We start from the raw sequence: 25,037 nt of genomic DNA, 5'->3' as shown, positions 1-25,037 counted from the left end.
GCGCTTTATTCAATCAAGGTCATATAGAGGTGCGTAACGGTACTGGCTACTGCCCTACTTTTACTGTGCTATGTATGATGACTATCGGTAGGCTGACTATGATTTGATTATATGGATTAAAAAAAATAAGCACAGACAAGGTGCCAGTGCTTATTCTTAAGTTAACGCATCATAATTGCTTACGATTGAGCGCTGTCTGTACCGATACCTTCTTTTGCAAACACAGCCGCTGCTGCTGGATGCTGAGGAACTGCTAGACCGTCTAATAAAGATTCTTTAGTGATATTCTTGTAGGCCGGATGCGAATCTTTGAACTCATCAAAGTTGTCTAAAATCGCTTGAGTAATCGCTGTTACTGCATCATCACTCATATTTTCACGAGTAACCAATACTGCTTTTACACCCAAACTTGGTACATCGGCTTCAACACCTTCATAGTCAGAAGCCGAAATCACACCTTTGGCATAATAAGGGTTATCTGCAATTAGGCCATCAATAGCCGCGCCATCGATAGGCACTAAATCGATACCAACTGAGTTAGCCGCATCTTTAATATTGGCAGTAGGATGACCAAACATACCGAAGTAACCATCAACCTTTTTGTCTTTTAGCATGGTTGGGCCTTCAGATGACTTAAGCTCATTTACAAGCGCTAAATCATCTAAGCTAATATTTTCAGCAGCCAGTACAGACTCTGCTGTCATACGCGTGCCACTACCTGGTACATCGATATTAATACGCTTGCCTTTGATATCCGCTAAGGTTGCGATGTTGGCGTCTTTACGCACCACAAGCGCTAATAGCTCTGGATAAATAGCCAATACACTGCGAAGCTCTTCAACAGGTGCATCACTGAATTTACCTTGACCATTGAATGCTTGATAAGCGGTATCACTTTGGCTAATACCAAAATCAAGCTCGCCGGCTTTAATGGTATTCACGTTATAAACTGAGCCGCCTGTTGATTCCACAGAACAACGAATTGGCGATTCAGCTGCTTTTACCATACGGCAAATGGCGCCGCCAGTAGGATAATAAGTACCGGTTACACCGCCAGTGCCAATAGTAATAAACTTCGTATCGCCAGCGGTTTCGCCGCCAGTTGCTGTATCGTCAGCAGGTTGTGAACAACCGGTAATTATCGCAATACCGAATGCCATTGCGGTTAAAGAGGGAAATAATTTCATGGGGACCTTCCGATTTGGTTAAATAGAGTTAACTTATTCGTCCTTATCAATTTTTATTTAATACAATTTGATAACAATAAGTTGCAATCTGTTAATACTAATACAGATTGTTAACCAAGTCTAGTGCTCATCTTTTTAATAGATTATTAAACCTCTCTTAGTACCACTAGTGACAGCCAGTTTTATCTACAGTCTATTTATGCCCTTGCGGACCGTTCATTGATGGCAACTTTTTGAGCAGTTTAAATAGCCACACATTAACCAACAAAATCAGTAGCGTATCTAACAAATAAATAGGTAGCGCCAGTCTTCCACTGTCATAAAAACGCTCAAACACCGTCACGCCGCTTGCCCCCAAGTATACCAAGGTCAGCATACTAATCACTAATAGCATATACGGTGATTTACCCTTAACGAGCCAAGGCGTTACCAACAGTGCGGGTATTAACCACAGTAGCTGCCAAACCATACCCCCGACAATATTAGGTTGGGTACCGAGTATTTGATTGAGCAGAATTGGTAACCCAATAGCTCGGTAAGCCAACCATGCCAGCCACGTTAATCGTAAACGACCTTGTAGCTTATTAATCACAGCCAGCGCATTCGCCTCATTTTCAATAGGCGTTTTCGTACCACGAGCTGCCATAAACTAAGCCCACTTCGCATTTAATAAAGCTTTGGTCGCAATCGCCAAACGTTTACCTTGGGCAATGGCCAATGTGCGCTCATCTTGAGTAACCGGTTCATCATGAGCAACACCGCTGACATGAGTGGCGCCATAAGGGGTTCCGCCGCGATTGGTATTGCCAAGCTCTGGATTTGAATATGGCAGACCCAAAATCATCATACCGTGGTGCATAAGCGGCATCATCATAGTCAGTAGCGTTGTCTCTTGCCCGCCGTGCATTGAGCCGGTACTGGTGAATACGCAAGCAGGCTTATTCTGTAGATTACCTGCCAGCCATAAAGTCACTGTGCTGTCCCAAAAGTGCTTCATCGCGCCGGCCATATTACCGAAATGGGTTGGGCTACCTAAAGCCAGACCAGAACAATTTTTCAAATCATCCATAGTACAATATAAATCGCCTTCATCTGGAATAGACGGTTTAATCTCAGTGGTCTCTGCAGCCACAGTCGGTACAGTGCGAATACGCGCTGTCATACCGGCATCCTCAATACCCTGAGCAATGGCATAAGCAAGCTCTTTGGTGGTGCCATACTGTGAGTAATACAGCACAAGTACGTAGTTTGATGCGATTAAAGAAGTGTCTTGAGTTGTCATAGTGTTGGGCCTTCTAGAGTTCAACGGTATTAATAGATGGATGCTAGGGTAATAAATAAAGTCATCAATCCGTAAAGATGCATATAATAATCATTAAAAAGGGGTTAATAAGGCGCTTATATTGTCAAATTAAAGGGGGACTATCATATAAGACACCATATAACATCAGCATCATATCATTATGGCATAAACATTCTTCACAATTAATATACGAATTTTTGTTAAACTAGCCACAATTTCCACTACTAACCATAAGCCGACATGGAAAATTTATTAAAAAAACTGCCCTTTTATGACCAAACTTGGTTTAGCTTTCTACGCTTTTTAATCAGTCATTATTTTGAAGACAATTGCCAACAGAAAGCCGCCTCACTAACCTATACCACCCTGTTATCCATCGTTCCTATTATTACAGTGCTACTGATGATTTTATCATCTGTACCTGCATTAGAATCGGTGCGTGAGCAGATATCACAGGTTATTTATAGCAACCTATTGCCGCAATCAAGCATTCAGGTTAGTGATTACATCAATAACTTTGCCGAAAAATCGAGCAACTTAACCGCTATCGGTGCCATGGTATTGTTTGTCACTACTATTATGACACTGACTACGGTTGAGCGTGCCTTCAACCAGATTTGGCGCGTTGAAGACCGTTCGGGTGGCCTTAAAAGTGTGATGCGTTATTGGACCATCATTACGCTAGGACCTTTGGTTTTAGGTACAGCATTTATCGTCTCAAGTGCGGTTCAAAGCTTAAGCTTTTTAAACCAACAAGTCGCCGGCTACGGCATTGATTGGGGCTTTTGGGTTCAAATTGCCTCTTATGCGGTGACTATGGCCGGCTTTGTCGGTATGTACTGGTTTATTCCTAAGGCAAAAGTGCCGATTAAAAATGCCGCTATTGCTGGTATTTTTGTGGCGGTTTTATTTGAGCTATTAAAGCATGTCTTCGGTACCGTTATGGCGAACTTCACCAGTTATGAAGCCATTTATGGTGCCTTTGCGGCATTGCCGATTTTCTTATTATGGATTTATCTATCTTGGAACCTAATCTTAGTTGGGGTCGAGATTAGCTATACCTTGACTATCTTTGAAACTGGTGAGGTCTATCCACGCCATCCTCTGCTTAGCTTATTGGATATGCTCAATCTGGTTTATGACCGTTATCAACAAGGTGAGTCCGTTAGCGAGCAAGAGCTACGTAACGTGCTCGGCCGTAAAGAGTTACCAAAATGGTACACCTATATTAACTATCTAAAAGATTGTCATCTAATTGCAATTACCGATGACGATGACTATATCCTCAAAAAAGACTTGGACAACATCACGCTTTGGGAGTTTTATCGCACCCTGCCTTATCCACTACCAATTAAAGATGAACTTGATGAAATGGATCCTAATACCAAGGATCCTTGGCTGAGCTTATTAAGCAAGCGTTTTATTCATACCGAAGATTACGCCAAGCAAGAGTTAAACATTCCTCTGTCTGTTGTCTTCTCAAAAGGGGGGCCACGTGCAAAAACGGACACCGATGAGGAAAGAGAGCGCAAAGAGCAGCAAAAAGGGACTCTTGAAGCGGAAACGTTTGAAAGAGACGCTAAGGTAACAAAGGATAATAAGGGTAAAGAAGCCATCATTCCTCAAGGAGATGATGAGGACTATGCCTCTGATTCAAGTAAAAAGAAAGGGCATAAAAAGCACGGTCTGTTAGGTGTGCTAGCACCGCATGGTGACAAGCCACTGATTACTGAAGACGATAACCCTGAAAAGTAACTCAAATATGGTCTATAGAGCATGGTAATAATTCTATAGAGCATGCTATTAATTTGACCGTTCTCTTATCCTCTTAATAACATCCAAACAAGCGCGGTCTAATATTGCTCTTATTTGGGTTCATCTTTTTCAAATATATTTAGGAATAATACAAATATCATGGAGCACAATACCGGCCTCAGCATTCTGGAAATCAGTGCTATTTTTTTAAGTATTACCGCCCTACTGGCTTATGTAAATAAGCGGTTTATCGGCTTGCCTACTACCATCGGCGTGATGGTCATCTCGCTTTTAGTGTCTATATTTGCCATATTTTTAGGGTTTATGGGATTTGATGAGCTAATTGATTATGAAAAAGGCTTATTGGCAGAGCTAGATTTCACAGAAGTGCTGCTTGATGGCATGTTATCGATGCTGCTGTTTGCCGGCGCTCTGCATGTCAATATCAGTGACTTGCGCGCTTATAAATTGCCAATCGCTATCTTGGCCTGTTTGGGTACGATTATCTCATCCGTTTTAATCGCAGCCGCTGTCTACTTCACTATGCCACTGCTTGGTTTTGACTTATCTTTTATCTGGTGCTTATTATTCGGCGCGCTTATCTCACCGACTGATCCTATTGCGGTGATGGGTATTCTAGCCTCCGCCGGCGCTCCAAAAAGCTTAGAGACGGTTATCGCAGGCGAGTCGTTGTTTAATGACGGCATTGGTGTGGTTATCTTTGTTATCTTACTGGGCATTTTGGCCAGTGGCGACATTCCTACCGGCTCGTACATTATGCACGCTTTAGCCGTAGAAGCCGGCGGTGGTATCGTCTTTGGACTTGTTCTAGGCGGATTTTTGTATTATCTACTACAAAGTATCAATAGCTATCAAGAAGAAGTGCTTATTACCCTAGCGGGCGTTCTAGGCGGTTACGCGCTTGCCAGTCATTTCCATTTGTCTGGTCCATTAGCTATGGTCATGATGGGCTTAATGCTTGGTAACCATGGCCGAGCTTATGCTATGAGCGATGAGACTCGCCATTACATTGACTTATTTTGGGAATTAATTGACGAGATATTAAACGCTATTTTGTTTGTTCTGATTGGTTTGGAAGTGGTGGTTATTGCTTACTCTGGCAACCTATTTATTGCCGCTGCCTTGGCTATTATTATTGCGCTAGCAGCGCGCTTTATCGTGGTCGGTATGACTACCAAGACCTTTAGAAAACAATTAGATTTGCCTACCGGTGCTTGGAAGGTACTGACTTGGGGTGGTTTGCGCGGCGGTATCTCGGTAGCATTGGTATTACAGCTGCCTGTTGGCCCAGAGCGTGATATCTTATTGAGCCTGACCTATGCAATTGTCATCTTCTCCATCTTGGTCCAAGGTCTGACCATTGGTAAAGTCGCACAAAATATAAAGCCAAGTAAAACCAAAGTACTCGGCCCTAGCGTATAGCGTGACAGCAATCCGTTGAACTGTCATATTTAAAGACTGCTTATCAGATAGCTTGCGCCAAAAAACAGCCACAGACACAAACTATATCTGGGGCTGTTTTGATTTATAGCGCTATAAAGACTAAGAGTCGGCAGTTAAGGCTTTACCCAAGATGACAATATCCGCCATAAAGTCTTGCATATCGCAGACATTAGGCAGCTTGCCCCACTGCTCAAACCCAAACTTGCTAAACAGTGCCAGACTGGCATGATTGTGTGCAAAGATTAGGGCCAAGATATTAGTAATACCCAGACTCGGCGCTTGTGCTAACATCCATTCTAATAGCGTGCTAGCAAGACGGCGGCGCTGAAACTGATTGCTAACATAGATGCTAATCTCACTACTGATATCATAGGCCGGACGGCTTTTGACATCACTAAAGCTGCCCCATGCCATAACCTCACCCATCTGATTTTTGACCACATAAATTGGCCGCGTTGGGTGAGTTTTATGCTCATCAAACCAAGCTTGTCTATCGGCAATCGTCACTGGCTGCAAGTCTGCAGTTGAAGCTTTGGTCAAGATACTTTGATTATAAATGGCCACAATCTCAGCCAAATCATGAGCAGCGGCACACTCTATTATTATCGAGTCTACCTGCCTTGTGATAGGGTCAAAGACCTGTGATGCCCGTGTGTCTGTTTGAATCTCGTTAATATCTAAATTTTTATTTGGCATAAGCGCAAACCTTACAATAACAACCATTAACTCATTTTGAGCATCTTAAGCTGCGATTTTACATTATAATGGGTCATTATTATTCTAGAACTTACGCAGAATACAGCTATTTGTGTCCCACATTAAAGCAAACCAATGGTCAGGCGGTCATAGCGACCATGCTTATCCGTCTTATCTTTGGTTGATAATATTTTTATATAACCGTTTGCGTTAATCAATAAGGCGTTATGAAAACAATTTTTTTAGACTTAGAACATCTCGATACCCTTAGCCAAACTCTGCCTGCTGCCAATGCCTTGACCATTGGTAATTTTGATGGCGTACATTTAGGCCATCAAGCCATGCTTGATCAGCTTAAAGCGACTGCCAGTGAGCAAAACTTGGCAACAATGGTGATGATATTCGAGCCACAGCCACGCGAATACTTTGCTCAGCTAAAGTCAGAGCCTCAGTCTGCACCGGCTCGACTGACCTCTCAAGATGAGAAACTAAGTCTATTAGATGAGTTCGGTATCGATACAGTGGTGATTGCCAAATTTAATGAAGACTTTCGCTCATTATCTGCCACTGAGTTTGCCGACCTGCTAACCGATAAGCTTCGTGTTACTGCGCTTGTCTTGGGCGATGATTTTAAATTTGGTCATGACCGAACCGGCGACAGTGAATTTTTGCGCAATTATGGCTTACCAGTGACCAACTTGCCGACCATTACCGATAGCCAAACAGGTGATGATCGTATTAGCTCAACGCGTATACGCGACCTATTACATGAAGGTGATTTGAGCGCAGCCAATCAATTATTAGGCCGAGATTACAGCATTACTGGAGTTGTGGTTGGCGGTGATAAGATTGGTCGTACGCTTGATTTTCCAACGGCCAATATTGAGCTAAATCGCATTCGACCTGCCCTACATGGTGTATACGGTGTTGATGTGGTAATTTTGGATGAGGCAGGTAATGTCATCGCCAATGCGTTTGACGACTTAGCCAAACCTGAACAATCTGGTATATCTGGCCTACGGGAGCACAGCTTATTTGGCACCGCTAATATTGGTATCCGCCCTTCGGTAGACAAACCACAGGATTGGCGACTTGAGGTGTTCTTTCCAGAGTTTGCCGGTGATTTATATGGTAAGACATTAAGCGTGCGGTTCTTGCATTACCTGCATGCTGAACGTAAATACGATGGCTTAGATGCCTTAAAAGCAGGTATCAAACAAGACGTTGTTGACTTGGTTAATTGGCGTCATAAGGCAGAATAATAGCCATTAATATCGACATACGCTCAATCTCATAACAACACATCGAATAAAAAGAGGGCCTATAATTTATCAGCCCTCTTCTTATTCGATGTAAATGGGTGGTTAGAAAGCAATGATATCAACTGCCTTATTTGCCGCTTTAAAGCAGCTCTCAATACGCCCTTCGCCACACCAATCTCCGGTCACAACCCACTGTCTTTTATCATCCACGTAAGCAATCTGCTCACTGACATTCGGCTGCTGGGTAGCCGCATAACGCCAACGATGACAATCAATATAATTAGGAGCTCTAGTCTCATCCCAGCCCAATAACGCTTGGGTAGCCTTTAACATCTGGCGCTTGATAGACTCGATATCTTCATCGACATGCGCCTGCGCCCAAGTATTGGAGGCGTGAATAGTAACACTGGATAATAATTGCTCACGACTGGGCTTATGATGTTCAAGGAATATGCGATCGACAATCGAGTGGTCGTTATTCTCAACTTCTAGAATATCCCATTCTAATGTTTCTAAAGGCTTAGGAAGCGACTGTTGTTCATGCCAGCCGAGCATTAAGGTATAGCACGCCAGCATTTGCGGCTGCTTAATAGCTGGTAGATGCTCAAAATCTGTATTAGTCAGCAGCTCAATTGCTTGTGCTTGCGGTGCGGTGCAAATAACCCAATCAAATTTGCCCAACTCATTATCTTGTTCATCAGATAAAGTCGTTCGCTTATTCTCTTGCTCAGTAACAGACTGAGTTAAAGGTGCAACTCTAGTTTTATACTTTAATGTTGTTTGGGTGAGCGTTTTGGCAAGCTCACGTCCAAAACTGGTCATTTTCGGGCTAGCAATATAGCGCGGCTGATGAGTGGTCCACTGCTCTACCTGAGTAATATCATAGTCATTATTAGATTGCCCCTTGCTAGCTGCTTGAGCCACTTTGGCAAACCATGGTTCGACTACACCTCGTTCTATCCAAGGCTGTAAATAAGATTGAAACGACGCTGATTTGGCAGTAAAAAACTGAGCGCCAAAATCAAACTGCCATTGTTTTTGACTCGCTGCCTCTGTCTTTTCAGTCGTCTGAAAATCACTGGCCTGTTTGTAACGTGTGGCCAGACGTCCTACACCAGCCGATTTTTCAAAAACGGTAATTTCAATATTTTGACCGACTTGCTGAGCCTTTTTTTCTAAAAGACTTGCCGTCATCAACCCTGTCAGACCAGCGCCAATAATGGCAATGCGTAGTGGTTCATTATTATCAGAATAAGACGGGGCTTGGTGCTCATTTATAGAGTGAGTGGTTTTTGAAGGCATAGTTAGCGTCATAATAAGGATATACTGTTTATAAGTAGTTATCGCTATTGTGACAAACTGGACAGCATTAAACCAGTGATATCAAACTCATGCCACAAAAAAGCACCGCCCAACTTAATATTGGACGGCGCTTTTTGGTCGAACATAATACTCTGGACTAATAACGCTAGCCTGCTTTAACTGTAGCAATTAAATCATCAATCACACTGGCGTCGGCTAGCGTCGACATATCGCCTAGACCTTCAAACTCGCCCGCTGCTAATTTGCGTAAGATGCGGCGCATGATTTTACCAGAGCGAGTTTTCGGTAGGGCATCCACCACATAAATCGCATCTAAGTTGGCAATCGGGCCAATCTCATTGCGTACATGACGATTAATCTCATTACGCAGTCTCTCGCTGTCCTCTTCACCATGTTTCAACACGATATAAGCACAAACGCCTTGACCTTTTAGCTCATGCGGCATACCGACAATCGCGGTTTCTGCCGCAGCTGGATGCGATACTAGCGCACTTTCAATCTCAGCCGTACCTAGACGGTGACCTGATACGTTTAACACGTCATCGACACGACCCGTAATCCAGTAATGACCATCTTCATCACGTAGCACACCATCACCTGTGAAATAGCTACCAGGGTAAGCGCTGTAATAGGTTTCTAAGAAGCGTTTATGGTCGCCATAGATAGTACGCATCTGCCCCGGCCAACCGTCAGTGATAATCAGATTGCCCTCAGTTTGACCTTCAATCTTTGTACCTTCTGAATCAACCACAGCAGGTTTGACACCGTAGAGCGGGTTCATCGCTGCACCAGGCTTCATATCCACTGAGTTCGGTAGTGGCGCCATTAAAATACCGCCAGTTTCGGTCTGCCACCACGTATCAACGATTGGGCAACGACCTTCCCCAACCACGCTGTGATACCAATCCCACGCCTCTGGGTTAATTGGCTCGCCCACTGAACCTAGCAGACGTAAACTAGAACGATCTGATTGACGGACATAGGCATCGCCCTCTTTCATCATGGCACGAATCGCGGTCGGTGCCGTGTATAAAATACTGACGTCATGCTTATCAATAATTTGACCGATACGCGCCCACGTTGGGTATTGCGGTACACCCTCGAACATCACTGTGGTCGTACCATTGGCTAATGGACCATAAGTTACGTAGCTATGACCAGTTACCCAGCCAACATCGGCGGTACACCAGAACACATCGTTGTCTTTGATATCGAACACATCACGAAACGTCGATAGCGCATAAGTCAAATAACCACCTGTGGTATGTACCACACCCTTTGGCTTACCCGTCGAACCAGAGGTATATAATAAGAATAGCGGATCTTCCGCGTTCATTACTTCAGGTTCGCAGTCTTCATTGGCATTGTCGATAACGGTGTGATACCACACGTCACGGCGACCACTCATTGGTACTGAATTACCAGTGCGATGCACTACGATTACTTTTTCAACACATTCGGTGCCGTCTACATCCAGTGCTTTATCGACATTGGTCTTAAGCGGTGTATGCTTGCCGCCACGCACCCCTTCATCAGCAGTGATGACCAATTTGGCTTCACTATCGACGATACGGCTGGCCAAGCTTTCTGCAGAAAATCCACCAAACACCACGGTATGAATCGCACCAATACGCGAACATGCCAGCATAGAGACAACTGCTTCTGGTACCATTGGTAGATATAAGACAACACGATCGCCTTTACCAACGCCCATTTTGCGCATGGCATTACCTAAGCGGCAAACTTCTGAATGCAGCTCTTTAAAGGAGATGATTTTGTGTAATGAAGGGTGATCACCTTCCCAAATAATCGCTGGTTTAAAGGGATTGTCTTTTAGGTGACGATCAAGACAGTTTACCGAGACGTTTAATTCGCCATCTTCGAACCACTTGATTTTAAAGTTGTCTAAATCGTAATTAACGTCTTTTATTTTAGTTGGTTTTTTGATCCAATCAATCAGCTCAGCGCGCTTTGCCCAAAACGCTTCGTTATTTTCAATAGAGTCTTGATAGGTCTCTGCGTACTTCTCAGGAGTAGTATTGGCTCGACTTGCAAATTCGTCGCTAACTGCAAATGTTTTCATAGAATAAAGTCCTTTTTATTGTGATTCCATGCCATAAAACATGAATACCATGTTACGCCTGCATAATATAACCGGTTATCATGATAAAATGCCCATGGTGATTAAGATAACCATTTGAAATAAAAATCACAGCAGGGAAACCACGATACAAGCCTTTGATTAAGTAACCTATTTATTAACCCATTAACCAATCGCTTAGCCACTGTTTAATACTCACGTTACTCGCACTTTATAGCGCTTGTTAGTCCTATCCCTTTGACTGTGGTACCTCATAGTTTTACTAGATTTTGATACAGTTGTAAACTGTTATTTTATCTAAACCCCTCAAATATTTATAATTTTTTATCAAATCACAGCAGTCAAATGACTGTTATTGACTGTTATTAATTGTCGAACTGCCCATAATGGCTGTTGTTTATTTCGCCTAAACCCTCTAATCTTTATTTAAAAGCCGATTACCATGACCCAACACTCAAAACACACTGCCTCATCTTCCTCAAACCATTCTGCTCAGACGACTGAAATCGATGTACTGATTATTGGCGCAGGTGCTTCTGGATTGTACTGTGGTATGACGGCAGGACAACGAGACCGCTCCGTATTGGTTATCGATCATGCCAATAAGGCCGGTAAGAAGATTTTGATGTCCGGCGGTGGTCGCTGTAACTTCACCAACTATGTGGTCGAGCCTGAAAATTTTATCGGTGAAAACAGTCACTTTTGCAAATCAGCATTAACACGTTATAGCCCTTGGGAGTTTATCAGCTTGGTTGAAAAGCATGGCGTGGCGTATCAAGAACGCGACCATGGCAAGCTATTTTGTGAAGACTCAGCCAAAGATATCTTAAATTTATTGCTCGATGAATGTCGTGATGCAGGCGTGCGTCTCCAACTCAAAACCTCTGTAACAAGCATTACTCCCATTGAATCACATAATGAATCACAGACGGAAGGCTTTGTTGTAGAAACCTCCGCAGGCAACATTAAATGTGCGTCATTAGTGATTGCCACAGGCGGTCTATCTATCCCTACTATGGGTGCCACTGGCTTTGGTTATGAAGTCGCTGAACAGTTTGGTCATAAGATACACCCCACGTCAGCCGGCTTAGTACCCTTTACTTTCACTGACAAGATTGGCGATATGATTGCATCACTGGCCGGTATCAGCTTGGATGTCGTGGCATTTAATAATCGCATCTCTTTCCCAAGACCGATGCTGTTTACTCACCGCGGTCTATCAGGTCCTGCGATGCTACAACTGTCTAACTATTGGGAAGTGGGCGAAACCATTCATATCAATCTGATTCCAAACGTAGATGTGGCCGACTTATTGATTACAGCAAAATCTGAACATCCGAAACAGAAAATTCGCAGTGTCTTGGCGGAATATTTCCCTAAGAAACTACTGCTAGCACTACAAGACTTGCACTGGGCAGATTATAAAGACAAAGAGCTTGCAAACCTTAAAGATGAGGTGCTTGCCACAATTGGCGAGAGTATCAACAACTGGACTATTAAGCCCTCTGGCACAGAAGGTTATCGCACCGCTGAGGTCACTCGCGGCGGCGTGGCGACTGATGACGTGTCATCCAAGACCTTTGAGAGTAAATTACAGCCTAACTTGTACTTTATCGGTGAAGTGCTTGATGTGACCGGCTGGCTTGGTGGTTATAATTTTCAATGGGCTTGGGCCAGTGGTAAAGCGTGTGGTGAAGCAGTTTAAATATTATTATGAATAGAGATGACAATGAAGTTTAGGTATGCAAGACACACTAATAATCTCAATGTGTTAGTAGATTTTTATCAAGACATTATTGGATTAAATAAGCTTGGTGAATTTACTCAGCATAATGGCTACAACGGTGTATTTTTAGGTTTCGAAGGACAAAATTGGCATTTAGAGTTTACATCTTCAAACGATGAACCAAACCAGCAACCAGATAAAGATGATTTAATTGTTTTTTATCTAGACAGTGAACAGCAGATTCAAACTATTTTAGAGAATGCCTCTAAAGCTGGGGTTATACCAGTTATTTCCCAAAACCCTTACTGGAATGAAAATGGTATAGAGCTCATAGATCCTGATGGGTTTGGTGTGATTATTACTACCAAACAAGTAAACTTATAAAAGATATAACCGTTATGACAAAGCCGATATCAATAGGGTTTTCTATATTCTGCTATTAATCTGTCACACTTTTTTAAAAATTAGTATGACAGACCTTCTAATATTTCTAAAACTAACATCTAACTCTTTAAAATTAAAAAGCCGGATCAGTAAACAGCCCTGCCGACTCAAACTGTGCCGCCAATGCAAATAAAGTCGCCTCATCATTCATACGCCCAATAAACTGCATCCCGACTGGCAAGCCCTTATTACTCATACCGAGCGGCACCGACATTGCCGGCAAGCCTGTGATATTGCCCAAAGTCGTATATGCCATTTTACTGAGCACAGGTGTGCTTAACTTCTCTACTAAATCTGAATGATAAATCCACTTACCGATATTCAATCCCTTATCCAAAATACCTGTGGCTTTGAGCATTAGCTCATCAATTCGGCTTGGGGGCAATACACCATGCTTCACTGCCGTAGTCGGGATGGTCGGGCACAAAATCATATCGTATTTTTCAAGCAGTAATCCGGTTTGATACTGCACCTCATGCCAGCCTTGTTTCGCATTGAGTAAATCTAGCGCAGTTAATGAGCGCCCTATCATCGCCATATTTAAAGTTTGTGGCTCTAATTTTGCCACCTGCTCTTTGCCATAACGTGTGGCTAAATCCTCTACCGTAAAGGCCGTATGTGCACATACCACAGTAAAGAAGTCACGCCACATCTTATTGATATCAATTTTAGGCGCAGCTTCATTGACATAATGTCCCATTGACTCTAACTGCTGCACAGTTTTATTTAAGGTTTCTACAACCGATTTTTCGACCTTGGTATCTGGAAATAATGGCTCTCGCATAATGGCAATTTTTAGTTGTTTCGGCGGTCGCTGAGTAGCGGCCAAAAAAGTGCCTTCATCAGGGCTAATCACATAAGGCGCGCCTACTTCACGTCCTGCGGTGGCATCGAGCATCGCCGCACTGTCACGCACACTGCGAGTAATCACATGATCGGCAATGGCTCCTTCCCAGCCCTCTCCATAAAAGGGGCCTGTAGGATTACGCCCACGACTGGGCTTAAATCCAAATACACCGCACCACGATGCCGGAAAGCGAATAGATCCACCCCCATCGCCTGCACCAGCCATAGGTACTATGCCTGCGGCGACTGCTGCTGCGCTACCACCAGAGGAGCCACCAGTGCTATAACCTTTTTTGAAAGGATTATGTGCCGCTCCAAATGATTTAGGCTCCGTGGTAATGATCAAACCAAACTCTGGGGTATTGGTCTTACCAAAGGTATTCACCCCCGTAGCGCGCATCCGCTTAACCAGTTCGCTGTCCTGCTCTGGAACAAGATTAACGCTACGGCTACCCATTCTTATTGGCTCATGGGCAAATATGAAATTTAAATCTTTTAATAGATAAGGTACACCACTAAAGACCCCTTGCGGCAGTCCTTTTTGGGCCGCATTAAAGGCACGCTCGTCAAAGCGGTGAATAATAGCGTTGAGTGAAGGGTTTAGTCTATTGGCTTGATAAATGGCGGCCTCTAAAGCTTCCTTTGCACTGATATCGCCGGATTTAATAAGACTGGCCAATCCCATGGCATCATATTGTGGGTATTCTTGAAACATAGCGTCCTCTGCTTTTATGTCTATTGGATAGTCGTCTGATAGCTTATATTAAAGTGTCCCGTCTTAAAATAGGTTGATAATTTAAACTTAGCCAGATACCCCGTATATCTGGTTTTCTATGCAGAATACCCCTGACTTTGATGAATATCGAAAGGCGCTCTCATATTCAAACTCAAATGCGGTCTCATATGATTATAAATATAAAGCGACTCATCAACGAGCACTCTTAGCTCATCTATCGTATTACACTGATGAATTAAGAACGCATCTTTTAGAATATCATTAACGCGTTCAGCTAAGGCATTTTGATAATAATCATAGTCATCTGTCATAGACGGTCTAGCACAGTACTGTAAACCCCTATCTGAATGATAATGAATATCCTCATAGTATAGTCATAGGCAACTAAATGAGATACAAGGCAACCGAGTGCAAGTACTGTACTACTCTAGTAGGCTTAGTGAGGTTAACGCTGTAGCTCTTTAGTTTGGCTAAGACTATATGCAATGACTTTTATCATAAAGTCTAGGTTGTAACACATGAAAATACCCCATAAGCTGTGTCGAACTTATGGGGTTCAGTTCAGTTAGAGAGTATGTTTAATTAAAATATGCAGCGCTTTAAATAACGCTAACCATAATTAATTAAGCACTTGGGTGTAAGCTCACATTTAGCTCATCAATGACTTCTACCCACGCCGCATCATTACTCCACTCTTCTTGTAAGAAGGCACGCTGTGAGTCTGTCCAAAAATCTGCTTCGATAAGCTTTTCATCTTTACCAAGCTTGTGCTCACTGATGAATTTTTCAATGGCTTCATCCGAGCTTTCAAGACCCAACTGGGCAAATAATTCGTTCATGTTATATTCTGGTTCGCCTAACATAGTTACTCCTCAAATTTACATTGTTTGTTGTTATATCCACGTTCGCATTGTAGCAAATTCTATTTAAAGTACTGTGCGTTTACTATTTAGAAGCTTTACGTTTATGTTAACAAATCGCTTTTAGTCAGCTCGATTTATATTAAGTCATAAAAAAAGCCTGCAATGGCAGGCTTTTATTTTTATCATCAAGATTTTCTTTCGTTTAAAGCAATGAAGATAGAGTGACTTATGGAAGTAAGTGCTCTACTGCATCACGCTCTTCGCTAAGCTCTTGCTCAGTGGCTTTCATTTTCTCTTGTGAGAAGTCAGAAGAGGTGTCTAGACCTTCAACAATTTTCCAATCACCATTGTTGCAAGTACATGGGAAAGAGTAGATTAGGCCTTTAGCGATACCATATTCGCCTTGTGAATAAACACCCATAGATACCCAATCGTTCTCATCAGTACCTAGAGCCCAAGTACGCATATGTGCGATAGCAGCATTTGCAGCAGAAGCGGCTGATGATGCACCGCGCGCTTCAATGATAGCTGCGCCGCGTTTTTGTACGCTTGGGATATACGTGTTTTCGTACCAGTCACGGTCTACTTGATCTAGAGCAGGTTTACCATTAACCGTACACTCAGTTAAATCTGGATACTGAGTTGATGAGTGGTTACCCCAAATGATCATTTTTTTGATGTCATTTACTGTGCTGTTGGTCTCTTCAGCAAGCTGAGCCATACCACGGTTGTGGTCTAGACGCGTCATAGCTGTGAAGTTACGTGGGTCTAGATCTGGTGCGTTACGCTGAGCGATTAGCGCGTTGGTGTTAGCTGGGTTACCCACAACCAATACTTTAACATCACGGCTAGCCACTTCGTTTAGTGCTTTACCTTGAGCTGAGAAGATAGTTGCGTTCGCTTCAAGTAGGTCTTTACGCTCCATACCTGGGCCACGAGGACGTGCACCAACTAATAGTGCATAGTCTGCATCTTTGAATGCAACATTTGCATCGTCAGTTTGAACAACACCTGCTAATAATGGGAACGCACAATCTTCAAGCTCCATCACAACGCCTTTTAGTGCGTCAAGTGCTGGTGTGATTTCTAAAAGCTGTAGAATAACTGGCTGATCTTTACCTAGCATCTCGCCTGAAGCAATACGGAAAAGCATAGCATAGCTAATATTACCAGCAGCACCAGTAACGGCAACGCGAACAGGTTGTTTCATGTAATTCTCCTAGTGATTTTTAGTGAGGTTGTTTGACAAAACAGTTATGACAAAGATGTCATAAATAGGCAGCTATTAGTAGCAGTGCGCGATTTTAAAGTTATAAACGATTATTAAAATATATATACCGCGGCACTACCTTAACACCAGAGTGTCAGCAAGTTATGCGACTTGGTGACGAGTCTACTATAAGTAACGCTACAAACAGCAAACTATCAAGAAGAATCATAAAGGCGCTGACAATGCCTAATTTGGAAATAATCATTCGCTTATTGGATTAGCAACGTATTGATTAATAATACCAAAGCAGTCGCTAAGCCCATATTATTTGAGCGTTAATTCTTAGTATTTTGCTAAGATTTCATTGCGCTAAAAGTGTAGCACCTTTCAAAATTTTGCTCAAACCTATTTATTGTACCAAGCACCGCTCTAAAGCGAGGGATGATTGCTAACATTGGTACCTGTTAGCAATCATCCCTCGTGCTTTATTGCCGTAAAACAGGTTTAGTATTCTGCCGGAATCGTACCCATACGCTGTGATAGCGGGGTTGTCGCACCCAGCAAACTGCTATAGATGGTGGCGTTCTCCATCACTCGCTTAACATAGTTTCGTGTTTCAGGATAGGCAATAGTTTCAACATACTGGTCTGCAGCAAGCGAGCCATATACCGGCTGCCAACGCTTGGCTTTGTTCGGCCCTGCATTATAACCGGCAGTTGCCAATACAGGCTGATAATTCAGCTTACCCATGATATCACTCATGTACCACGTACCGTATCGAATGTTGGTATCGCCGCTGTTTGCACGGCTAGCACTATAAGATTCACCTAAATTACGTGCAATATACTTGGCAGTTGCTGGCATGATTTGCATCAAGCCACTTGCACCCACGCCCGATTGTGCACTGCTCACAAAGCGGCTTTCTTGACGCATAATGCCGTATGCCCAAGCAGGGTCAATACCGACATTGCGACTATAACGCACCACAGAGTCTTGATACGGCATTGGGTGCGATAAACCATAGCTGTTAACGCTATCAGTATTATCAATGGCGTAAATCGAGCGGTCTAGCCAGCCAATATCGTGCGCATATTTAGCCGCTGCTAAAATCTTACTGGTGTCATTGGCATCACGCGCCACTTTTACCGCCCAGTTCCACTCACGGTTGGCATAACTACGGCTTGAATTGTTGTTATATAAAGCAAAAGCGCGCGCAAAATGTGGATCATTAAGCATGCGATTGGTATCACTGCTTGATACGTTAGGAATACCGTTACCACCGGCGCGGCGTGCGTTAAAGCGTTGCCCTACTTTGTCTTGAGCTAAGAAACCATAGTAATTATTGTGGCTAGCCAAACGCTGATAGATTTGTGTTGCTAAGCCTTTTTTACTGCGGTCACTTGAGCCTTCATAAGCACGAGCCAACCAATATTGCCAAATATCTTCTTTTTGAGTGGCATTGTCCATGCTACCGATGGCATTAATCACATCATCCCACTGGCTAAAGCGGATGGCGGCCATCGCGTAATCTTCTGCTTCCTCATAGTTGAATCTTTCGCCTAAACTCTTACGGAACCAAGTTACTGCTTCTTCGTTAAAGCCATCATCGGTGTTAAAGTTCATACGCTTTACGCCAATAATACGGTAGGCATGACGACGCGTCTCTTCGCTAAGCAATGGCTGACCGCGCATGCTGTCTTGATTGACATCAAAATCAATCTGCATCGCCGCTTCACGATACGATTTATCCGCAATACGGCCAATGGCATATAGATACAAATATTGATTCTTCTGACTAAAACCCTGATTCTTCATGCGGCTAATAAATGCCGTTGGATTTAGCTGAATCTCACTTAATTCACTATAACTAATGGGTATACCAAGTGACTGCGCAAGCGCCATAATATCGCCAGTCCGGCCAATACGTAGCATGCGGAATAGACGCTCTTTACGGTCAGTATTGCTAATCATAGGGTTGCTAATCATTTCAGTACCCAGCTGAGTACACAGCGCAGGCTGCTTTTTGGTGGTTAGCCAAACTTCGGTCTTTAATGACATCGCACGCATTGCATCGCCGCCATTATTAAAGCCAAGCGCCACCGCACAGCGCTCACTGTCATCTGCGTTGATAATGTAATTAGCCACTTGACGCACAGCAGCATAATCACCAGCTTTGGCCTTGGTTTCAGCATAATCGGCAGCTAACTTCTCTGCCATTACCGAACCACGATATTTACTTGCAAACTCTGTCACCACACTGGGGTGCAAAGTAGAAATATCATTATCTAAACGCCAATAGGCAGGATACATAGCAAATAGACCGCCATTCATCATCTGCTCATACTGATACAGCGCACCTGAATCGTTACGCTGACCGGCAGAGAGCGCCTCATTAAAGTAGTTAATACTGGTGTCATTGGCATAATTGGTGGCTGAGTCTTGAAAGCTTAACTGTGCGCAGGCAATCTGCGACATGCCTAGCATCCCCATTAAACAGAGGGCAAGCGAAGCCTTAGAGTTCGTTAAGGCTTGAGCATTAAAACGAGTCATAGAAGAGGTCTTGAGCATAAAAACGGTCTTATTGTTAAAGTGAATCTAAAGGGATAATCGAATTAGGGTAACGTCATTAAAGATAAACTGACAAAATAATGCCTGAAAATTAATTAAAGTTAGCGTACCGATTATAGGCAACAATAGCCACCACACCAAAATGCTTTATGTAAGCCGATGTTGCAGATAGCCCTATAAGCGGATAAAACAGCAATAAATCAGACACTATGAGCGTTAAACACATGAACTGCTTAACAATAATAAGTCACAATAATGCATACGCCATTTTCACTCAACCCTATAAGGCTTATGATATAATAACGCTCTTTTATTTTAGTCAACATAGTCAGCGACTGTTTAAATGGTCATTACTACAAAGCTTATAGTGAACATAAATAAGTCGTAACTGCCTGTACAAAGTCCGTTAAATTAGCTATCGCTTGATTGTGATGGCGTTATTTAGCCCTATCTATCGATAAAATAGCCAAATTCGACGTTTAGTCTATTAGCCATTGGCAACCCTTTAAATCAACACAACCTTGGACTGCTTAATATGAGTGCTACTTTATTTGACCCCAAATCTATCCGTAACACAGATGCAGAGACCAACCCTCTAGCATCGTCTGTGGACAGCGCCAGTCAAGAACAGCCCACTACTGAGCGCCCAAAAAAGAAAGTGTATATCGCAACCCAAGGTTGTCAGATGAATGTGTATGATTCTGAAAAAATGGGTAATGTGCTTGGTGATTCACACGATATGATTGTGACCGATAACATCGATGAAGCCGATGTGTTACTGATGAATACCTGCTCTATTCGTGAAAAAGCACAAGAAAAAGTATTTTCAGAATTAGGCCGTTGGCGTAAGCTCAAAGAAAAAAATCCAGAGCTAGTGATTGGTGTGGGCGGCTGCGTGGCATCACAAGAAGGCGACAACATTCAAAAGCGTGCGCCTTATGTTGATATGGTATTTGGTCCACAAACCTTACATCGTTTGCCAGAGCTATATGATCAATCCACCAGTCAGAAAAACATCAAACCAAAAGACCGTATCGGTACGGTCGATGTGTCTTTCCCAAGTATTGAGAAGTTTGACTTCTTGCCTGAGCCAAAAGTAGAAGGCTACCGCGCGTTTGTCTCTATTATGGAAGGCTGCTCAAAATACTGCTCATTCTGCGTGGTACCTTACACGCGCGGAGAAGAGTTATCACGTCCGCTAGATGATGTACTAGCCGAAATTGATAGCTTGGCTGAGCAAGGTGTGCGCGAAATCACCCTACTTGGTCAAAACGTAAACGGTTACCGCGGTGAGAAAGACGATGGCAGTATCTGCCGCTTCGCTGAACTATTACATTATGTGGCACACGTCGATGGCATTGAGCGTATTCGCTATACCACCAGTCATCCACTAGAATTCACTGATGACATTATTGAAGCCTATGCCAAATTACCGCAGCTGGTATCACACTTACATCTTCCGGTACAAAGTGGCTCAAACAAAATCTTAGCGGCAATGAAGCGTAACCACACCATTGATGTCTATATCAATCAGATTAATAAATTGATGGCAGTGCGCCCTGATATGCATCTATCAAGTGACTTTATTATCGGCTTCCCAGGCGAGACCGAAGCGGACTTCTTAGAGACGCTAAATCTAGCCAAAGCATTAGACTTTGACCACTCGTATAGCTTCATTTACTCAAAACGTCCAGGTACTCCTGCCGCTGAATTGCCAGATGATGTGAGCTTAGCGACCAAAAAAGAGCGTTTGGCTATCTTCCAAAAAGTGATTCGTGACTCGACGCTTAAGAAAACCGAAGAGATGGTAGGTAAAACGCTGCGTGTGATGGTGGAGGAGATTGCTGATCGCTATCCAGACCAACTATTAGGTACGGCAGACAATACCCGCTCTGTGTTATTTAAAGCCACCGAGCAACAAAAGTCAGACTTAATGGGTAAATTTGTGACCGTAAAAATCACCGACTTTGTGAGCCCGCATATGGTGCGTGGTGAATTGGTCGAAGTTTTAGATTAATTTGACCTATTTAAATCTATTACCGTAATTTAAGTGTTTTTACTCTAGACAACAAAAAGCGCCCAATGACTCATCATTGGGCGCTTTTTGTTGTTTGCTCGTTGTTGTTTACTCGTTGTTGTTTACTCGTTTATAAAGCTTGACCGACTTTGCTTAACTATTCGCTAAACATTGGTATGGCAACTTCCCACAATAAAGCAGCAGCGATAAACACAAACAACACACCACATATGCGGTTTAGCCATAACAATCTAGAGCCACTGCCTAACCAGCCTGATAACTTCGTACCACCTAGGGTATAGACAAACTGCCAAGTGGTTTCACTGACAAAAAACCCAATCGTTAAAATTACGTATTGTGGCCACAGCGGTGCATCAAAGTTAATAAACTTAGGGAAAAAGGCGGCAAAGAACAGTATTGCTTTTGGATTGGATAAAGACACCCATACACCGCGGCGAAAACGCTGCCCTACACTCTTAACACGATTCATTTCAGATGCATTATTGCCTTTAGAGAAAGACACATTATCATCGGCATGTCGCCATGCTTGAATGCCTAAATAAACTAAATACAGCGCGCCCACTACTTTTAATAAGGTGAGTAACCAAGGCAGTCTGCGGCTAATAATATCAATGCCCAGTAGCGCAGAGACCAATAAGATAAACAGTCCAGCACTTAACCCTGCTAGCACCCATACGCTCCGGCGTATCCCATGATTGATACCAGACTGAAAGGCCAATAGCATGTTTGGCCCGGGTGATGCAGAGATTAAAAAGACGCTAAAAAAGAACACTAAAAATAGGGATAAGCTCATGCCACTTGGCCTTAATAAAAGACTAAATCAGAAAAAAAAGATATCCATATAATCGGTATCTATAAAAAGGAGACAGTCGTCTGTCTCCTAGCTATTCTGACTAAACCACTTAGGCTTGTAATGAGCTTAGCAGTTTATCTAAGAAAGCATCACACTGTGCCAATTGCTCAAGCTCAACAAATTCATTGGCTTTATGTGCCTGCTCAATACTACCTGGGCCACAAATAACGGTCGGAATACCGGCATTGGTAAACTGGCCGCCTTCGGTAGCATAAGCAACCTTGTGACGCGCAGAAGAACCGACCAATCCAGCAATGAGCTCTTGCAGTGCAGCACTGTCACTATCGGTCATGGCCGGCACGCTTTCTAACTGCTCAATCTCGATACCCGTATCGCTATCTACCTGATGCATTTGCTTATTAAGCGCATCAATCTTTTGCTTAATTGCCGGCAGGATATCCTGCGTACCCATCATCGGCAAATTACGATAATCAAAAGTAAATTCGCATAAATTAGGCACAATATTGGTCGCAGTACCCCCTTGTATCGTACCAATAGACATGGTCGAGAATGGCACATCGAACTCATTATCTTGCTGACCCGATGCTGCTAATTCACTGGCTAACTCATCAATAAAGCCAATGAGTCTCGCGGCATAACTAATGGCATTTACCCCTTGCAGCGTCAATGACGAATGGGCAGATTTGCCATGTACAGTGCAGCGAAATACCGAAATACCTTTATGAGCAATCACCATTTTCATAGAAGACGGCTCACCAACGATACAATAATCAGGGCGAATACCGCGCTGCTCTAACTCCGCTAACATTAGCGGCGCACCCAAGCAGCCCACCTCTTCATCAAAAGATAAAGCAATGTGCAGTGGCTTATTAAGCTTGCCCTGCTTAGATAATTCAACAGCTTTGGGCAGCAGACTTAGCGCGCAAGCAATAAAGCCTTTCATATCACATGCGCCGCGACCATATAATTTATCGCCGCGTACTTCCGCATCAAAAGGGTCAGAATCCCACTCTTGACCGTCCACTGGCACCACATCGGTATGACCTGACAACACAATACCGCCACTCATAACCAAAGACTGATTATTTGACTCATTATCTGCAGCATCACTACCTGCCGGCACGGTCACAAACAAATTGGCCTTACTTTTATCACCACTGAAGGTTAATACCGGCTCTAATCCCAACTGCTGACAATAAGCCTGCACGTCATTGATAAGCGCTAAATTAGAGTGACGGCTCACCGTATCAAAGCTGATCAACCGAGTTAACCAATCAACACTTTGCATGGGATAATCTCTGTCCGTATCTGGCTTGTTACTTTGATTATGTGTGGTCATAAGACCTCCTTATTTTTGCGCTGCAAAGACAGTTGATGTAGAACTTTGACCTCGTCATCTAATCCTGCGACTGGACCTTCGACCTCGATATCGGGCGCTACTTCCTGAATGCTTAGGCTATTAATAGGCGACTTCGACTTGACTCCGAATTCTTGTAGCCACTCACCCAATTGCTTAGATGAGCTGACATAGACAATGCGGCCCAATCCTGCCCAAGCATGCGCAGCAGAACACATTGCACAGTGCTCACCTGAGGTATAGACCACTGCCTTTGCACGTGCCTTAGCGCTCATGTTTTGAGCAGCCCAGTGCGCTAGAGCAATCTCAGGATGATACGTCGCCTCAACCGTATTGATTCGGTTGCGATCCTCAGCGAGCACCTCACCATGTTCATCAACCAAGACACTGCCAAAAGGCTCATCGCCGGCAACGACTGCTTCGGCTGCTAATTCCACGCAGCGCTGTAAGTGAATCATATCGTTATCAGTAATCATAGTATCTCCTTTTAACGTGTATCGGTTAACCTTAGCTGACGGCTCTATAAATCAGTCCTCAATTAAGAAGGGTTGTCTTGATTCATAATATCAATGACCGGAGGTATCGGCTTTGGTTTTAAACCAGCTTCTTCAAGCTCTGCTGCTGTTTTCGCTGTTGGAGACAGACCAGCAATCAAAGGCAAGTCCATCATTTTCTTACGCTTACGGGTCGCCAGACTCACCGGCACCATGCGCACAAATTCATATAAATATAAATAAGACTCCTCACCGCCCTCAAACTCATCATCCGGTGTAATACGAATACTGCCAATTTTTGCCAAATCTGCAAGCATCACATTCTCTTCGGCGGTTAAGCTACAATCAGTCACACCAAAGCCTGTCATAAAGCCATTTGCCCACTGTTTTAGCGCAATCACACGCTCATATAAGTCGTGTTCATCATCAGGCACGAGCGGCGAATATTGATATGCATCGTCTTTGTCTTTTAGCTGAAACGAGGTATCTTCTGCCTCTTCTGTCAGTAGCGTCAACGCTGCCTCATCAGGAATAGAAAAGCTTAGCTCTGACAATAGACGCTCCCACTCCTCTTCTTTGGCGGGTGCATAACACACCGTCATCAAGCCGGTCATTAAGCCATGCAGCTCACTGATGCTCACATCCGTCCAATTTTCAAACACGTTTGACCACTCATTCCAGCCAGAAATATCATCGTTCATAAATAACCTCATTAAAACACTTGTGAAAATCAGATGCTGTTAACCAACATTTATCTTGTAGCACACCGCTTATTTAAGCCAAGTAGCAAAAACATTCATTAACATCCTAATGCTAGATATAATGTGGGCATCTGTGGCATTATTAAAGG

Annotated in this window: 20 protein-coding genes and 1 pseudogene; 6 read left to right on the top strand and 15 right to left on the bottom strand. The window is 43.4% G+C overall.

What is annotated here, in order from left to right; all coding sequences use genetic code 11:
- Window positions 1-179: 179 nt before the first annotated feature.
- The 3 genes from AC2SLO_RS04670 to wrbA form a co-directional block, all read right to left on the bottom strand.
- On the bottom strand, window positions 180-1,187 hold the full coding sequence (locus AC2SLO_RS04670; RefSeq protein ID WP_486542105.1) for a TAXI family TRAP transporter solute-binding subunit: 1,008 nt from the start codon (window positions 1,185-1,187) through the stop codon (window positions 180-182).
- Between the two features lie 193 nt (window positions 1,188-1,380).
- Complete coding sequence (locus AC2SLO_RS04665) at window positions 1,381-1,833, bottom strand: hypothetical protein (protein ID WP_486542107.1); 453 nt, start codon at window positions 1,831-1,833, stop codon at window positions 1,381-1,383.
- A 3-nt stretch (window positions 1,834-1,836) separates the two neighbouring features.
- Window positions 1,837-2,469 carry an NAD(P)H:quinone oxidoreductase gene (gene wrbA / locus AC2SLO_RS04660; RefSeq protein ID WP_486542109.1) on the bottom strand — a complete coding sequence of 211 codons (633 nt, stop codon included), beginning with the start codon at window positions 2,467-2,469 and terminating at the stop codon, window positions 1,837-1,839.
- Window positions 2,470-2,730: 261 nt separating this feature from the next.
- On the opposite strand from wrbA, the gene AC2SLO_RS04655 reads away from it, so the two are divergent.
- On the top strand, window positions 2,731-4,245 hold the full coding sequence (locus AC2SLO_RS04655; RefSeq protein ID WP_486542111.1) for a YihY/virulence factor BrkB family protein: 1,515 nt from the start codon (window positions 2,731-2,733) through the stop codon (window positions 4,243-4,245).
- 159 nt (window positions 4,246-4,404) lie between these two features.
- Window positions 4,405-5,688 (top strand): cation:proton antiporter, encoded by a 1,284-nt coding sequence (locus tag AC2SLO_RS04650; protein WP_486542113.1) that lies wholly within the window; start codon window positions 4,405-4,407, stop codon window positions 5,686-5,688.
- A 120-nt stretch (window positions 5,689-5,808) separates the two neighbouring features.
- Here AC2SLO_RS04650 and AC2SLO_RS04645 read toward each other — a convergent pair whose 3' ends face one another.
- The gene (locus AC2SLO_RS04645; protein WP_486542115.1) at window positions 5,809-6,405 is read right to left on the bottom strand and encodes a GNAT family N-acetyltransferase; all 597 of its coding nucleotides are present in this window, start codon (window positions 6,403-6,405) and stop codon (window positions 5,809-5,811) included.
- A 227-nt stretch (window positions 6,406-6,632) separates the two neighbouring features.
- Here AC2SLO_RS04645 and ribF point away from each other — a divergent pair, with 227 nt between their 5' ends.
- Window positions 6,633-7,667, top strand: a complete 1,035-nt coding sequence (ribF, locus tag AC2SLO_RS04640) for a riboflavin biosynthesis protein RibF (protein WP_486542117.1) — start codon at window positions 6,633-6,635, stop codon at window positions 7,665-7,667.
- Between the two features lie 102 nt (window positions 7,668-7,769).
- Here ribF and AC2SLO_RS04635 read toward each other — a convergent pair whose 3' ends face one another.
- Both AC2SLO_RS04635 and acs read right to left on the bottom strand, forming a co-directional pair.
- Entirely contained in the window at window positions 7,770-8,969 is a 1,200-nt protein-coding gene (locus AC2SLO_RS04635) for an NAD(P)/FAD-dependent oxidoreductase (RefSeq protein WP_486542119.1), read from the bottom strand.
- Window positions 8,970-9,135: 166 nt separating this feature from the next.
- Entirely contained in the window at window positions 9,136-11,073 is a 1,938-nt protein-coding gene (acs, locus tag AC2SLO_RS04630) for an acetate--CoA ligase (protein ID WP_486542121.1), read from the bottom strand.
- Between the two features lie 571 nt (window positions 11,074-11,644).
- Here acs and AC2SLO_RS04625 point away from each other — a divergent pair.
- On the top strand, window positions 11,645-12,796 hold the full coding sequence (locus AC2SLO_RS04625; RefSeq protein ID WP_486542277.1) for a BaiN/RdsA family NAD(P)/FAD-dependent oxidoreductase: 1,152 nt from the start codon (window positions 11,645-11,647) through the stop codon (window positions 12,794-12,796).
- A gap of 18 nt (window positions 12,797-12,814) precedes the next feature.
- Window positions 12,815-13,201 (top strand): VOC family protein, encoded by a 387-nt coding sequence (locus tag AC2SLO_RS04620; protein WP_486542123.1) that lies wholly within the window; start codon window positions 12,815-12,817, stop codon window positions 13,199-13,201.
- 133 nt (window positions 13,202-13,334) lie between these two features.
- Here AC2SLO_RS04620 and AC2SLO_RS04615 read toward each other — a convergent pair whose 3' ends face one another.
- The 5 genes and pseudogenes from AC2SLO_RS04615 to AC2SLO_RS04595 form a co-directional block, all read right to left on the bottom strand.
- Complete coding sequence (locus AC2SLO_RS04615) at window positions 13,335-14,822, bottom strand: amidase (protein ID WP_486542125.1); 1,488 nt, start codon at window positions 14,820-14,822, stop codon at window positions 13,335-13,337.
- 116 nt (window positions 14,823-14,938) lie between these two features.
- A pseudogene (locus AC2SLO_RS04610) lies at window positions 14,939-15,205 on the bottom strand (integrase core domain-containing protein); the annotation flags it as partial.
- A gap of 261 nt (window positions 15,206-15,466) precedes the next feature.
- Window positions 15,467-15,706 (bottom strand): DUF2789 domain-containing protein, encoded by a 240-nt coding sequence (locus AC2SLO_RS04605; protein WP_486542127.1) that lies wholly within the window; start codon window positions 15,704-15,706, stop codon window positions 15,467-15,469.
- 226 nt (window positions 15,707-15,932) lie between these two features.
- Window positions 15,933-16,916 (bottom strand): malate dehydrogenase, encoded by a 984-nt coding sequence (locus AC2SLO_RS04600; protein WP_486542129.1) that lies wholly within the window; start codon window positions 16,914-16,916, stop codon window positions 15,933-15,935.
- A 504-nt stretch (window positions 16,917-17,420) separates the two neighbouring features.
- Window positions 17,421-19,466: a lytic transglycosylase domain-containing protein gene (locus AC2SLO_RS04595; protein ID WP_486542131.1), complete on the bottom strand. Its 2,046-nt coding sequence runs from the start codon at window positions 19,464-19,466 to the stop codon at window positions 17,421-17,423.
- 553 nt (window positions 19,467-20,019) lie between these two features.
- Between AC2SLO_RS04595 and miaB the strand changes: the two genes are divergently transcribed.
- Window positions 20,020-21,501: a tRNA (N6-isopentenyl adenosine(37)-C2)-methylthiotransferase MiaB gene (gene miaB / locus AC2SLO_RS04590; protein ID WP_486542134.1), complete on the top strand. Its 1,482-nt coding sequence runs from the start codon at window positions 20,020-20,022 to the stop codon at window positions 21,499-21,501.
- A 157-nt stretch (window positions 21,502-21,658) separates the two neighbouring features.
- On the opposite strand, the gene AC2SLO_RS04585 is transcribed toward miaB, so the two are convergent.
- The 4 genes from AC2SLO_RS04585 to AC2SLO_RS04570 form a co-directional block, all read right to left on the bottom strand.
- Complete coding sequence (locus AC2SLO_RS04585) at window positions 21,659-22,315, bottom strand: LysE family translocator (protein WP_486542136.1); 657 nt, start codon at window positions 22,313-22,315, stop codon at window positions 21,659-21,661.
- 109 nt (window positions 22,316-22,424) lie between these two features.
- Complete coding sequence (argE, locus tag AC2SLO_RS04580; RefSeq protein ID WP_486542138.1) at window positions 22,425-23,675, bottom strand: acetylornithine deacetylase; 1,251 nt, start codon at window positions 23,673-23,675, stop codon at window positions 22,425-22,427.
- Complete coding sequence (locus AC2SLO_RS04575) at window positions 23,672-24,169, bottom strand: nucleoside deaminase (protein WP_486542140.1); 498 nt, start codon at window positions 24,167-24,169, stop codon at window positions 23,672-23,674. The genes argE and AC2SLO_RS04575 overlap by 4 nt, the downstream gene beginning before the upstream one ends.
- Window positions 24,170-24,231: 62 nt before the next feature.
- Window positions 24,232-24,888, bottom strand: a complete 657-nt coding sequence (locus AC2SLO_RS04570) for a UPF0149 family protein (protein WP_486542142.1) — start codon at window positions 24,886-24,888, stop codon at window positions 24,232-24,234.
- Between the last annotated feature and the right edge of the window lie 149 nt (window positions 24,889-25,037).

It is taken from the genome of Psychrobacter sp. CX14 (assembly GCF_057396205.2).
The sequence above is the reverse complement of the archived record's forward strand: the minus strand, read 5'-3'. Positions and strand labels throughout refer to the sequence as shown.